Raw genomic sequence first — 13659 nt, 5'->3', positions numbered from 1 at the left:
CTCATCATTCTTTATCTATCAACTTTCAATACAGCTAAGAATGCTTCTTGCGGGATCTCAACACTTCCCACTTGCTTCATGCGCTTCTTACCTTCTTTCTGCTTCGCAAGAAGTTTCTTCTTACGCGAAACGTCACCACCATAACATTTTGCCAATACGTTTTTGCGCATTGCTTTTACAGTAGAACGCGCAATAATTTGCGCACCAATCGCGGCTTGAATCGCAACATCATACATTTGACGAGGAATGAGATCTTTCATTTTCTCAACCAATGCAATACCGCGATGGCGAGCATCTTGACGGTGGCAGATCATTGCTAAGGCATCAACCTTTTCGCTATTAATTAAAACATCAACCTTAACCAGAGCTGAACTCTCGAAACGAACGAAGTTATAATCAAGTGAAGCAAAGCCACGCGAGCATGATTTTAATTTATCAAAGAAATCCATGACCACTTCCGCCATTGGAATTTCAAAAGTGATTGAAACTTGATTACCCAAGAATTTCATATCTTTTTGAATACCACGACGCTCGATACACAAAGTCATCACATTACCCAAATATTCTTGTGGCACGAGGATATGACATTCAGCAATCGGTTCTCGTAGATCTTCAACCGTCGAGCCATCTGGCATTTTTGACGGGCTGTCGATATAAATGATATCGCCTTTCTTGGTTAACGCTTCGTAAATAACAGTCGGTGCAGAGCTGATCAGATCAAGATCGTATTCACGCTCTAAACGCTCTTGTACGATCTCCATGTGCAGCATTCCCAAGAAGCCACAACGGAAACCAAAGCCTAAAGCATCTGAACTCTCAGGTTCGAAGAATAAAGCAGAGTCATTGATCTGTAATTTTTGCAGTGCTTCACGGAATGGTTCAAAGTCACTTGAATCAATCGGGAACAGACCTGCATAGACTTGTGGTTTAACCTTTTTAAAACCCGGTAAAGTCGCAACATCAGGTGTGTTTGAAAGCGTAATGGTATCACCAACTGGTGCACCAAAAATGTCTTTAATCCCTGCAATTACAAAGCCAACTTCACCTGCTTCAAGGATGTCAGTTTCGGTATGCTTTGGATTGAACACGCCGACAGAAGTCACAGGATGTGTTTGTCCCGTTGATTTCACCAACATCTTGTCGCCCTTGCGGATGCGACCTTGTTTTATACGAACAAGCGATACAACACCAAGGTAGTTATCGAACCATGAGTCGATAATTAAGGCTTGTAACGGTGCATCACGATCACCTTCTGGCGCAGGAATCACATCAACCAAGCGCTCTAGAACACCTTCAACACCTAGGCCTGTTTTTGCTGAACAGGTTGGTGCATCTGTCGCTTCAATCCCGATAATTTCTTCAATTTCGTGGATTACACGCTCAGGCTCAGCTTGAGGTAAATCAATTTTATTCAAGATTGGTAAAACTTCTAAGCCCTGCTCAATCGCGGTATAACAGTTTGCAACTGACTGTGCTTCAACACCTTGAGCAGCATCAACCACCAACAACGCACCTTCACATGCCGCCAAAGAACGAGAAACTTCATAAGAGAAGTCGACGTGTCCTGGGGTATCAATGAAGTTTAATTGATATTCTTGACCATTTGGGTGCGTGTAATACAACGTTACCGAGGCAGCTTTAATGGTAATCCCACGCTCACGCTCAAGCTCCATAGAGTCTAATACTTGAGCTTGCATCTCACGATCTTGTAAACCGCCACACATTTGAATGAAACGGTCAGCCAAAGTCGACTTACCATGGTCAATATGAGCAATAATCGAGAAATTGCGTATATTTTTGATATCTACGGATTTTTTAGCTTGCGCCATGGGTTACCTTAACAAAATAGAACGCTCTATACTTTTAAAAAGTAGTGAGCCAAATGGTTTAATAAAATTGCCCGCGATTATAACAGAACAGGCTTTCAAAGTATTCAAAATAATAAACTCTTTGATATGAACAACCGAACAATTTATCTATATTTAAACCAATCAAACTGCGTCATATGAAATAGAGAAATCCATCGGATCTAAATCAGCTGCAATTGGCTGATACGCTTGAGTAAAACTTGGTGACATACGTTTTGGACGTCCTGAATCAATTTCAATACATGCCCATTTGGTATTGCCAACAAATAAAATGCTCTGATCTTTAGGTCTATAGAAGGCGTACTGACGAAACGAGTAAAGTGCATTAATATCATCTAACCATGTCCTTAAGATGACTTCTTCACCTTCCAGAGCAGCCTTGCGATATTGAACATGATGTTCTACTGCGACCATTGCATGTTTGAGTTCTAAATATTGAGCCAAACCTAAACCCAATGTCTCGATATGTGCTGAAGCAACATCTTGCATCCATTGGATATACATTACATTGTTCACATGCCCCAATACATCGATATGCTTAGGCTGGACTTGTATTTTTAAATCAAAAATCGTACTCATAATTTTGCGTATTTCATCACGGCCAACGTTTCGCTAGCTACACTAGTCTAAACAGAACAGGATTTCAAAACAAAAACCACCCTAATTCTAGAGTGGTTTTAGCAACATAACCTTCATTCCATCATTAAGGTAAACGTAATCCAAGAATTGCACGTTGACCTTGACGGATAATTGTTACACGCGCAACGCTATTTTTTGGCAAAGCAGAAACAGTTTTTGCAAACATTTGACTGTTGGTAATTGCTGTACCATTCACTTGTACAATCACATCACCTGCAACCAAATTAGATAAAGATGCTGTACCACCACGCTTCACATCTTGAATCAAAATACCACCACGAACTTCCAAACGTGCTTGTTCAGCTGCGGTTAAGTCACGAATGCTCATACCCAAACCACTGGTTGGGTTATTCTTCTCTGCATCAGCGGCCGTATCATCTGGTGCAGTACCCAGAGTTGCAGAAATCGTACGTGTTTTATCATCACGAAGGATTTCCAGTTGAACTGTTTGGTTTGGCGCGATACGGTTGAGTGAATAAAGTAAATCGCTGGTACGCAGAATTGGAGTACCATTGGCTTTTAAAATCACATCACCTGATTTGAGACCTGCTTTGTCAGCTGGAGACTTTGGCTCTACTTGAGTAATCAACGAACCTTCTGGTTTCGGCAATTTATAGGCTTCTGCCAAGTTACGATCAATATCTTGCATCTTAATACCAAGATAAGAACGGGTTACTTTACCAGTCGTCTTCAATTGTTGTACGACATCCATCGCCACATCAATTGGGATCGAGAATGATAAGCCCATATAACCTCCCGTACCACTAAAGATACGCGAGTTAACACCGACCACTTCACCACGCTGGTTAAACAATGGACCGCCAGAGTTCCCAGGGTTTAAAGCTGCATCAGTTTGAATAAATGGAACCGAAGTTTCCCCACTCATATTCCGTGATTTCGCACTAACGATCCCTGCAGAAGCCGAGTAATCAAAACCAAATGGTGAACCAATTGCGAGTACAGGCTCACCAACGCGAAGTTGATTCACATCACCTACTTTTAACTCTGGGAAATTACTGCCAGTCACTTTTAGCAAGGCGATATCGGTACGTTCATCACTTCCCACAAGCGTCGCATCAAGCTCACGACGATCATTCAGCGTGATACTAATACGTGACGCATCGGCAATCACATGTCGGTTGGTAAGCAAATAACCATCTTTGCCAATAAAGAATGCACTTCCGAATGCAGTTTTTTCTTGCGGGCCCTGCTGTTGCGGGATAATCACTTGATTACCAAAAAAACGTCTTAAAATTTCAGGGACTTGTTGTTGCAACAACTCTTCCTGAGTCATTTTCTTTACAACATTGACACTCACAACAGCAGGACTGACCTGCTCAACGAGGTTTGAAAAATCTACTGGCGCAGCAGCATTGACTTGAGACGCTGCTATCGTAAATACCGCAGCATACATTCCTTGTTGTAAATAGCGACTTTTCATGAAGCAAGAACCTACACACTGATAATTAAAATGAAATTTAGGTCTATATTTCTAGCACACCCCTATCATTCTTTTCGTAAAAATATGTTTATATTTTCAATGCATACAACGATCTAGACTGATGAAATGTGAATAAACTGTGGAGAAATACGCCATAACTTACTTGATAGAAATGGTTTTATCCTGAACAGCTTAACGATAGATTAAAACAATGTACTGAAACGTAATCATTTTCTCATTCGTACAGATCAGACAAAAATAATAAGCGAATAAATAGCATTCGCTAAAAATTCACTCAATTTCAGGCAGATTAGCCCTTGCCTTTTTGACAAAAAAGCGGTGTCATTAGCGAACGTTTAAAACTGAAGCAGATTGACATGCCTGATTTAAAAACAATTCACCATTTTGATGTGATTATTGTGGGCAGTGGCGGTGCAGGTTTAAGTCTTGCACTCTCTTTACCAAGTCATTACAACATTGCAATTTTAGCTAAGGCTGCGCTGACAGAAGCCAGTACCTTCTATGCTCAAGGCGGTGTTGCTGCAGTATTAGACGAGACAGATTCTATTCAACAACATATTAATGACACTATGATTGCAGGTGGTTATCTTTGTGAGTTGGATGCCGTAAAACATACCGTCGAAGGTGGTAAACCTTCCGTTGATTTCCTACTCAAACAAGGCGTGCAATTTACGCTAGATGATGATGAACAATTACACCTTACCCGTGAAGGTGGTCATTCACAACGTCGTATCATTCACTCTGCCGATGCAACAGGCAAAGCTATTTCAACTACATTGGTTGAACGTGCGAAAGAACGAAAAAATATTACGATTTTTGAAAATTATATTGCGATTGATCTGATTACCCTGCACAAGCTTGGGCATCAAAACCAAGCCAATCGTTCAATCGGTCTATATGCTTTAGATGAAGCTAATGAACAGGTTCATACTTTCCTAGCGCCATTTACCGCCCTTGCCTGTGGCGGTGCAATGAAAGCTTATCTCTACACATCAAACCCTGATATTGCAACCGGTGATGGTATTGCCATGGCCTATCGTGCAGGTTGTCGCGTAGCAAATATGGAATTTAACCAATTCCATCCGACCTGTTTATATCATCCGAAAGCGCGTTCTTTCTTAATTACCGAAGCGATGCGCGGTGAAGGTGCTTATTTGCGCCTACCAGATGGCGAGCGTTTCATGCTGCGTTTTGATGAACGTGCTGAACTTGCACCACGTGATATTGTGGCACGTACCATTGACCATGAAATCAAACGTTTAGGGATTCGTCATGTTTGGTTAGACATCACCCATAAATCGCCAGAGTTTATTACCGAACACTTCCCTACACTGTATGCGCGTTTGCTTGAACTCGGTATTGATATCACCAAAGATATGATCCCTGTGGTGCCAGCAGCGCATTACACCTGTGGCGGTGTGGTGGTGGATGAACATAGCCAAACTGATTTAAATGGCTTATATGCCATTGGTGAGACCTCATATACAGGTTTGCATGGTGCTAACCGTATGGCGAGTAACTCACTACTTGAATGTTTCGTTTATGGCATGAGCGCAGCAGAAGATATCGAACAGAAATTTGATGCTGAGTTTAAATTCCCAGATGTTCCAACATGGGATGAAACGCAAGTCACCGATGCCGATGAAGATGTAGTGATCCTACAAAACTGGGATGAGCTTCGTTCCACCATGTGGAACTATGTGGGTATTGTTCGCACCACCAAACGTTTACAACGTGCTTTGCACCGTATTGAAATGTTGAAGCGTGAAATTACTGAATATTATCAGGATTACCGCGTCAGCAAGAATCTGATTGAATTGCGTAACCTGGTTTTAGTTTCGGAAATGATTGTACGTTGTGCGATGGAGCGTAAGGAATCACGTGGTTTGCATTACACACTGGATTATCCAGAACTCTCACATGAGATTCGTAAGACAGTGTTAACACCACCAAATTTCAAGGTAGAACAACCGTTGGTGAATGAGTAATGAAATTAAGGCTAAAGATGCTTACTTATACATCTTTAGCCTCCAAAATTATTCATAAATTCGAGCAGCCATAAGCATTTCTGCAAAGGTTTTCCAATCAGGTTGAGCTAAACGGTCAACCTGATCTGTATTTTTATAATATCCGTCCATATCTTCAGTCCATGAAGCTAAAGCATCAAGAAAATCAGACAGATTAATATTCTCCCAATTGTTTGGATCATCTATAAAGTTCTGACGTAATTTCTTAATAAAAATCGCGAGTTCAGTATGACTAGATATCGCATCAATTGCCTTATCTAGATGATCGCTATCATGATCTTTATTCATTAGAACTGGCCTATCTCAAATATTGCAAAGCATCTTCAAACACCACATCCGCATTCTGTGTAGCATCTAAGCGCTTGATCCGTTCAGGCTCTGCTTGCCACAAGGTCTCATAACCTGCACGCACCTTAGTAAAGAAACTTAATTTCTCTTGCTCAAAACGATCCAATGCACCACGCTCTCGCGCACGGGTCATACCCAATTCAATCGGTGCATCTAACCAAAAGGTAATATTCGGCATTTTCGCCACAAAAGTTTGATTTAACAGTTGCAACTTTTCCTGACTTAAACCACGTCCAGAACACTGATAAGCAAAGCTGGCATCGGTAAAACGATCACTCAGCACAATTTTACCTGCTGCTAATGCAGGTAAAATCACTTGTTGTAAATGCTGTGCGCGTGCTGCATAAATCAATAACAGCTCGGTATCATGACTCATTTGCTCTTCATGATTCACTGCTAATAATAAGGCGCGAATCTGTTCCGCCAGTGGTGTTCCACCCGGTTCACGAGTCAACACCACCTCTTTACCTTGCTGTTCAAAGTACTGATGAATTTTACGAATCAGCGTAGTTTTTCCTACACCCTCCGTCCCTTCAAAACTAATAAACATTATTCGCCCTGCTTTTTCTTTGAACGTAGCACAGTTAAATATTCTTGCACTGCACGATTATGGTCTTCTAAAGACGCGGTAAATTTATGCCCACCATTGCCCGTGGCAACGAAGTAAATATTTTTGGCATCATCTGGATGCATCGCTGCTTCAATCGCTTTTTTACTTGGTAAAGCAATTGGTGTTGGCGGTAAACCATTGATGGTATAGGTGTTATAGGCCGTTGGCGTACGCAAGTCATTACGGGTGATATTGCCTTTGTAGTTGTCACCCATGCCATAAATCACCGTTGGATCTGTTTGTAAGCGCATCCCTATTTTCAAACGACGAACAAATACACCCGAAACTTGTTCTAACTCTCTATCAAGGCTAGTTTCTTTCTCAATAATTGAAGCCATGATCAAGGCTTCATACTTATCTTTATACGGTAAGTTCGGTGCTTTCTTGGCCCAAGCGTCATCCAAGGATTTCATTTGACGGCGATACAAATCCGTTAAGATTTTTTTATCCGTTTCACCTTTGGCGAAAAAATAAGTATCAGGCGCAAATAGACCTTCTGGATGCGTATATGAGATATTTAATCGCTTTAATAATTCACTGTGCGGAAGATCAAGTAAGGTATTGGTGACATTCGGGTCTTTTCTTAGACTTTGAATCAATTGTGAAAAAGTTGTTCCTTCAATGACTAGAATACGGTTCATCTGCGCATTATCCGCATCAGACAACATATCCATCACCTGACGAATACTCATACCTTGAGTAATTTCATAGACACCCGCCTTCATGGTGTCATGAATCATAAACTTCTGATACAGCTTTAAAACTATTGGAAAATTCACTTTATTTTCTTTGGCTAAACGATCAATAAAGCGTGAATAGGTATCACCAGAAGAAATCACCAAAAGCTGTTTTTTACTGTCTACAGGATAATTTTTAAATAAACTAGACCATACAATTCCTAAGATCGCCAATACAAAAATAACGATGGCAATCAATAAGGCTTTAAAAAAAGAAAATCTAGATTTCGGTTTCACTTTGGGCTTTTTCTTACTTTTGCTGGAACTAGGCGGCTTTGGCATATTAATCAATCTGGCTAAGTTTTAAAGTTTCAAATAAATCAAGATAGGGTTGCTGCGCTAAGGCTCGATCATTAAATCGAACAACCGCTTTCATTGGATGTAACGCATTGCAAAAAAATAAACTTTGGATATGACCAATCTCATTCATATCAATACACCGCTGCTCACATTCAATCTGATATTGCTGCATTCTCGATAAGATTTTGGCTCTCATCACACCGTGGACGCCATTATAACGAAGTTCAGGCGTAATCCACCGATCATTTATACGAATAAAACAATTACTGCTCACCCCTTCAACAATATAGCCTTGTACATCACTAACGAGGGCTTCTAGCCAGCCACGCTGATCAGCTTCTTGCTTCAGCAAGACCTGTTCTAATCTGTTCAGCGTTTTTAAACCCACTAAATGCGGCATATTCAAACCCAAAGCATGATTGAGCATGCCACTTTCAATCCACTCAGGCTGAAAAGCCTGTGTCACTCTTGGGTAATACCAGACATACACATCAGCGGCATGTAAAGGCAGACTATAACCGCGATCGCCTTCACCACGGCTAATCACAACTTTTAATGTGCCATTGAGATTTGAATATTGCTGCTGTAATTGTACAAGTGACTTTTCTACACAGGATAAATCTGCATCTAGCTGCAAGGACTGGCATGCTAATTTTAAACGTGCAAAGTGAAGTTCTTTTAGTTCAAAAATTCCGTGAAAAATACGTGCTGTGGTAAAGCAGCCATCACCATAATGAAAAGCTCGGTCTAGTAAAGGGATGGAGTCAACAAATTGCCCATTTTTATAACAATGCATAATCTAGATACCTTTCCACTTTATAAGCCAGCACTACCAAAACCAATAAACCATTGATTTTAAATAAGTATAACAATTAAAACCTAAAATTAAAAATCGCTTATATATCAATAATTCAGCAAAGCTTATCTGTTTTATCTATTTCTATTTTTTTCATAACAAATTCGATTTTAATTATTTTTTTTGCAAAAAAACTGGCGTTATGCTGCGTACATATTCCAAACAGTGATTTAGTTTTTAAGGGGTTTTCCATGCGTTTTTCTCAAGTTAAAGTCGGTGTCATTGCCGCATTACTCTCAGTTTCTTCGTTCGCGGCACAAGAATTCTTAAACGTTTCTTATGACCCAACGCGTGAACTGTATACAGATTTCAATAAACAGTTCGGCACGTTCTGGAAACAGCGTACTGGCCAAGACATCGACTTTAAACAATCACACGGTGGTTCAGGTAAACAAGCCCGTGCCGTGATTGATGGCTTAAATGCAGATGTAGTCACTCTTGCACTTGCAGCTGACATCGATGAGATTGCGGAAAATGCAAAATTACTTCCGGCTGACTGGCAAAAGAAATTACCGAACAACTCTACGCCATATACCTCAACAATTGTGTTCCTTGTTCGTAAAGGCAACCCAAAACAAATCAAAGATTGGGGTGATCTCGTTAAGCCAGGTGTAGAAATCATTACACCAAATCCAAAAACATCTGGTGGTGCACGTTGGAACTACTTAGGTGCTTGGGCATGGGCGAAACATCAAAAAGGTGGTAACGACGCTAAAGCTCAAGAATTTGTTCGTCAAATTTATAAACAAACCAAAGTACTTGATTCAGGTGCACGTGGCGCAACCACAACCTTTGCTGAACGCGGTATTGGTGACGTCTTACTGGCTTGGGAAAATGAAGCCTACCTAGCGGTACGTGAGCAACCAGGCAAATTCGAAATCGTCACACCTTCTCTTTCGATTCTTGCAGAACCACCAGTTGCTGTCGTTGAAAAGAATGCTGAGAAAAAAGGCAATCTACAAATTGCTCGTGGTTACTTGAACTATCTGTATTCACCAGCAGGACAAGAAATTGCTGCACGTAACTTCTACCGTCCTCGTAATGCAGCGGTGTTAAAGAAATACAGCAATGTATTTAAACCACTTAAATTAGTGACGATTGATCAAGAGTTTGGTGGTTGGACCAAAGTGCAAAAAACTCACTTTGATAATGGTGGTGTGTTTGATCAAATCGTCAAGCTCAACAACACAGGCAAATAAAAATCTCCCCTAACCCCTCTTTTGAAAGAGGGGAATTACACAGATTTTAGTTTAGTTACTAAATTCGTGTTACTCCTCCCTTTCTTAAAGGGAGATTAGGAGGGATTCTAAGGGGATAAGGAGAATAGACATGATTCATACCGTAATTGTTCCAGGTGTAGGTGGTAGCGAAGCGCAGCATTGGCAATCTTGGTTACAACAGCAACTCGTGTCTAGCTCTCGCGTTCAACAACAACATTGGGATCGCCCTGTGTTAAGTGAATGGGTTGCTCAATTTGTTAAAACTGTTGTTGCAGCTCCAGCGCCTGTTCAAATCGTTGCACATAGCTTTGGCTGCTTAACCAGTGTTGCGGCACTTGCTGAACATCCAGAACTTAGAGCAAAAGTTAAAAATCTGATTTTGGTTGCACCTGCGAACCCAGCACGGTTTGGCGAAGCAGGCTTTGCACGCCATAGCCTGACTGACTATAAGCAGTATTTTCAACAGCTCAAAATTGAAGTGCCAACCACATTATTGATTAGTGAAAATGACCCTTGGTTAGGTTATGTCGATGCATTACAACTCGCACAAGCATGGAAATTAACACCAATCAATTTAGGCCCAGTTGGTCATATCAATGTTGCTTCTGGATTTGGTCCTTTCCCACAGATCCTGAACTACCTGCTGCCTGAAAAAAAGACGCAATTGGTTGCCCGAATGAGTCAGGCAAATTTTAATTTGAAATTTGCCTAGCCCCAGCTTTCCGTAATTCTAGTATTCGCATTATTTATTTGCTTGTTTTAGCAAACATTTCTCTTTGAGGAAATATCATGTCGCAGCGTTCCCGAGTGCTGCCTGGGTTTGGTCTCTCATTAGGCTTCACCCTCGCTTACGTGTCTTTGATTGTGCTTATTCCTTTATCTGCTGTATTTATCAAATCTTTTGGGATTGGATGGGATGGCTTATGGGAAATCTTAACTTCAGAACGAATCTTAAAATCCTTACAGCTTAGCTTTAGTGCCGCACTGATTGCAGCTTTAGTTAATGTTATTTTTGGTCTGTTATTGGCTTGGTGCCTGGTTCGTTATACCTTCCCTGGCAAACGTATTGTAGATGCTTTAGTAGACTTGCCTTTTGCATTACCCACTGCTGTTGCAGGTATTGCATTAACTTCTTTATATGCTCCAACAGGTTGGATCGGGCAATATCTTTCTCCACTTGGAATTGAAGTAGCCTATACCCCGATTGGTATCACACTTGCTTTAATCTTCATTGGTCTACCCTTCGTGGTTCGTACCGTGCAACCAGTACTCAGTGATATTGAAACCGAGTTGGAAGAAGCTGCGTCTGCACTAGGTGCCAATCGCTGGCAAACCATTACCAAAATCATTTTACCAATTTTATTCCCTGCCTTGCTGACAGGTTTTGCCTTAGCTTTTGCACGCGGTGTTGGCGAGTATGGCTCTGTTATTTTCATTGCAGGTAATCAACCTTATAAAACAGAAATTGCACCGTTAATGATTATCTCGCGTTTAGAAGAATATGATTATGCAGGTGCAACCACCATCGCTGTGGTTATGCTCGTCCTCTCTTTCGGCATCTTATTTTTAATTAACTTGGTGCAAGCATGGGCTAGCCGTCGTACAGGGAGAGTTGCACAATGAGTCTAAATACCAATGGCAATGCTTTAGCGCTTAAATTACAAGCCAGAGATGCAACCCGAGAACCCACTTGGGTCCGTTATACCTTGATTGGTGTTGCTCTGATCTTTTTCCTGAGCTGCTTAATCCTACCGCTGATTTTGGTTTTTGTTGAAGCATTTAAACAAGGTCTGACCGTTTATATCAATGCTTTAACCGATTCTGATACTTTATCGGCGGTCAAACTGACCTTACTCACTGCCGCGATTGCAGTACCCATTAATGTGGTGTTTGGTGTTGCAGCAGCATGGGCGGTTGCAAAATTCCAGTTCCGAGGGAAAGCGATCTTAACCACCATTATTGATATGCCTTTCTCGGTATCACCAGTCATTGCAGGTTTAATGTTGGTTCTGATTTTTGGTACACAGGGTTGGATGGGCAGTTGGCTAATGGATCATGACATCAAAATCTTGTATGCCGTGCCTGCGATTGTATTAGCCACGATTTTTATTACTGTTCCTTTTGTTGCTCGTGAACTAATTCCATTGATGGAAGCGCAAGGGACTGAGGAAGAAGAAGCAGCGATTGTACTTGGTGCTTCAGGTTGGCAAACCTTCTGGAAAGTAACCCTACCAAATATCAAATGGGGTTTGATTTACGGCGTGATTCTATGTAATGCCCGTGCAATGGGTGAGTTTGGTGCTGTTTCTGTCGTTTCAGGACATATTCGCGGTCAAACCAACACCTTACCGTTACACGTCGAGATTCTTTATAACGAATATACCTTTAGTGCTGCATTTGCTGTGTCTTCATTACTGGCATTTTTAGCGATCATTACATTGATTTTGAAAACTTGGCTTGAAGTACGCCAAGACCAAGCAAATGAACATCAACCAAATCACTAAGGAATGAACACATGAGTATTCAAGTTAAAAATATTGAAAAACACTTTGGTGCATTCCATGCGCTCAAAAATATCTCTTTAGACTTTCCTGAAGGTGAATTGGTTGCCCTACTTGGTCCTTCAGGCTGCGGAAAAACTACCTTATTACGCATCATTGCAGGCTTAGAATCTGCAGATGGTGGTCAGGTTTTACTTGAAGGTGAAGATGCAACGGACATCCATGTACGTGAGCGTCAGGTTGGTTTCGTGTTTCAACACTATGCCCTGTTCCGCCACATGACTGTTTTTGACAATATTGCCTTTGGTTTACGTGTTCGCCCTCGTGCAACACGCCCTTCAGAAGCTGAAATCAAAAAACGTGTGACTCGCTTACTGGATTTGGTACAACTCGGCTTCTTGGCAGATCGTTACCCAGCCCAACTTTCTGGTGGTCAGCGTCAACGTATTGCATTGGCACGTGCCTTAGCCGTTGAGCCACGTGTTTTACTCTTAGATGAGCCTTTTGGTGCACTTGATGCCAAAGTTCGTAAAGAATTACGCCGCTGGTTACGTACCTTACATGATGAGCTACATATCACTTCAATTTTTGTAACCCATGATCAAGAAGAAGCATTAGAAGTGGCTGACCAGATCATCGTCATGAACAAAGGTGACGTTGAACAGATTGGTTCACCACGTGAAGTGTATGAAAAACCAGCAACCCCGTTTGTTTTTGATTTCCTTGGTCAAGCAAATCGTTTTGAAGGTGAGCATACTGACGGTATTATCCGTATCGGCGATGACCGTATTCAGCTACCGACTCTACTAGATGCGCCACAAGGGAAAGTCATTGCATTTGCACGACCAAATGAATTACATATTCATACCCAACCTCAAGCCAATACCATTGAGGCAACGTTCTTACGTGAGGTGTGGATTGCAGGGAGAGTTGTGGCGGAATTACAAGATCGTAGTGGACGTACTATCGAAATTTTATTAAGTGTAGAAGAAGCGAACTTACATCAATTCAAACCAAATCAAACCGTTTGGATCAGTGCAGCTCAACTTCATTTATTCGCAGATCAAACAACGCAAGTTGCTTAAAATAAT

13 protein-coding genes are annotated in these 13659 nt (G+C 41.3%); 6 read left to right on the top strand and 7 right to left on the bottom strand.

Annotated elements, in window-relative coordinates:
* Positions 1-11: 11 nt before the first annotated feature.
* The 3 genes from lepA to F3J02_RS06735 all read right to left on the bottom strand — a co-directional run bounded on the left by lepA (position 12) and on the right by F3J02_RS06735 (position 3948).
* Entirely contained in the window at positions 12-1829 is a 1818-nt protein-coding gene (lepA, locus tag F3J02_RS06745) for a translation elongation factor 4 (protein WP_167248267.1), read from the bottom strand.
* 162 nt (positions 1830-1991) lie between these two features.
* Positions 1992-2447 (bottom strand): acyl-CoA thioesterase, encoded by a 456-nt coding sequence (locus tag F3J02_RS06740; RefSeq protein WP_167248266.1) that lies wholly within the window; start codon positions 2445-2447, stop codon positions 1992-1994.
* 124 nt (positions 2448-2571) lie between these two features.
* Positions 2572-3948 carry a Do family serine endopeptidase gene (locus F3J02_RS06735; protein WP_167248265.1) on the bottom strand — a complete coding sequence of 459 codons (1377 nt, stop codon included), beginning with the start codon at positions 3946-3948 and terminating at the stop codon, positions 2572-2574.
* 371 nt (positions 3949-4319) lie between these two features.
* On the opposite strand from F3J02_RS06735, the gene nadB reads away from it, so the two are divergent.
* Positions 4320-5957 (top strand): L-aspartate oxidase, encoded by a 1638-nt coding sequence (nadB, locus tag F3J02_RS06730; RefSeq protein WP_323127320.1) that lies wholly within the window; start codon positions 4320-4322, stop codon positions 5955-5957.
* 48 nt (positions 5958-6005) lie between these two features.
* Here the strand turns inward: nadB and F3J02_RS06725 are convergent, their stop codons facing one another.
* From F3J02_RS06725 to pabC, 4 genes are read right to left on the bottom strand one after another with little or no spacing between them, the layout of a single operon-like run.
* Positions 6006-6284, bottom strand: a complete 279-nt coding sequence (locus F3J02_RS06725) for a hypothetical protein (RefSeq protein WP_167248263.1) — start codon at positions 6282-6284, stop codon at positions 6006-6008.
* A gap of 10 nt (positions 6285-6294) precedes the next feature.
* Complete coding sequence (gene tmk / locus F3J02_RS06720; RefSeq protein ID WP_167248262.1) at positions 6295-6894, bottom strand: dTMP kinase; 600 nt, start codon at positions 6892-6894, stop codon at positions 6295-6297.
* Positions 6894-7973: an endolytic transglycosylase MltG gene (gene mltG, locus F3J02_RS06715; RefSeq protein WP_167248261.1), complete on the bottom strand. Its 1080-nt coding sequence runs from the start codon at positions 7971-7973 to the stop codon at positions 6894-6896. The genes tmk and mltG overlap by 1 nt, the downstream gene beginning before the upstream one ends.
* A gap of 1 nt (position 7974) precedes the next feature.
* Complete coding sequence (gene pabC, locus F3J02_RS06710; protein ID WP_167248260.1) at positions 7975-8787, bottom strand: aminodeoxychorismate lyase; 813 nt, start codon at positions 8785-8787, stop codon at positions 7975-7977.
* Positions 8788-9038: 251 nt separating this feature from the next.
* On the opposite strand from pabC, the gene F3J02_RS06705 reads away from it, so the two are divergent.
* From F3J02_RS06705 to F3J02_RS06685, 5 genes are all read left to right on the top strand, one after another.
* Entirely contained in the window at positions 9039-10046 is a 1008-nt protein-coding gene (locus F3J02_RS06705; protein WP_167248259.1) for a sulfate ABC transporter substrate-binding protein, read from the top strand.
* Positions 10047-10176: 130 nt separating this feature from the next.
* A complete protein-coding gene (locus tag F3J02_RS06700; RefSeq protein ID WP_167248258.1) occupies positions 10177-10779 on the top strand; it encodes an RBBP9/YdeN family alpha/beta hydrolase in 603 nt (200 codons plus the stop codon).
* Positions 10780-10856: 77 nt separating this feature from the next.
* Entirely contained in the window at positions 10857-11690 is an 834-nt protein-coding gene (gene cysT, locus F3J02_RS06695; protein WP_167248257.1) for a sulfate ABC transporter permease subunit CysT, read from the top strand.
* Complete coding sequence (gene cysW / locus F3J02_RS06690) at positions 11687-12571, top strand: sulfate ABC transporter permease subunit CysW (protein ID WP_167248256.1); 885 nt, start codon at positions 11687-11689, stop codon at positions 12569-12571. The genes cysT and cysW overlap by 4 nt, the downstream gene beginning before the upstream one ends.
* Positions 12572-12582: 11 nt before the next feature.
* Entirely contained in the window at positions 12583-13653 is a 1071-nt protein-coding gene (locus F3J02_RS06685) for a sulfate/molybdate ABC transporter ATP-binding protein (protein WP_151714739.1), read from the top strand.
* The last annotated feature ends 6 nt before the right edge of the window (positions 13654-13659 follow it).

It is taken from the genome of Acinetobacter sp. Tr-809, from assembly GCF_011753255.1.
In the GTDB taxonomy this organism is placed as follows: domain Bacteria; phylum Pseudomonadota; class Gammaproteobacteria; order Pseudomonadales; family Moraxellaceae; genus Acinetobacter.
This window is presented reverse-complemented; position numbering and strand designations above follow the sequence as displayed.

Coding starts and splice junctions, on each gene's coding strand:
- lepA (WP_167248267.1), bottom strand. CDS start 1,829: ATGGCGCAAGCTAAAAAATCCGTAGATATCAAAAATATACGCAATTTC.
- F3J02_RS06740 (WP_167248266.1), bottom strand. CDS start 2,447: ATGAGTACGATTTTTGATTTAAAAATACAAGTCCAGCCTAAGCATATC.
- F3J02_RS06735 (WP_167248265.1), bottom strand. CDS start 3,948: ATGAAAAGTCGCTATTTACAACAAGGAATGTATGCTGCGGTATTTACG.
- F3J02_RS06725 (WP_167248263.1), bottom strand. CDS start 6,284: ATGAATAAAGATCATGATAGCGATCATCTAGATAAGGCAATTGATGCG.
- tmk (WP_167248262.1), bottom strand. CDS start 6,894: ATGTTTATTAGTTTTGAAGGGACGGAGGGTGTAGGAAAAACTACGCTG.
- mltG (WP_167248261.1), bottom strand. CDS start 7,973: ATGCCAAAGCCGCCTAGTTCCAGCAAAAGTAAGAAAAAGCCCAAAGTG.
- pabC (WP_167248260.1), bottom strand. CDS start 8,787: ATGCATTGTTATAAAAATGGGCAATTTGTTGACTCCATCCCTTTACTA.
- F3J02_RS06705 (WP_167248259.1), top strand. CDS start 9,039: ATGCGTTTTTCTCAAGTTAAAGTCGGTGTCATTGCCGCATTACTCTCA.
- F3J02_RS06700 (WP_167248258.1), top strand. CDS start 10,177: ATGATTCATACCGTAATTGTTCCAGGTGTAGGTGGTAGCGAAGCGCAG.
- cysT (WP_167248257.1), top strand. CDS start 10,857: ATGTCGCAGCGTTCCCGAGTGCTGCCTGGGTTTGGTCTCTCATTAGGC.
- cysW (WP_167248256.1), top strand. CDS start 11,687: ATGAGTCTAAATACCAATGGCAATGCTTTAGCGCTTAAATTACAAGCC.
- F3J02_RS06685 (WP_151714739.1), top strand. CDS start 12,583: ATGAGTATTCAAGTTAAAAATATTGAAAAACACTTTGGTGCATTCCAT.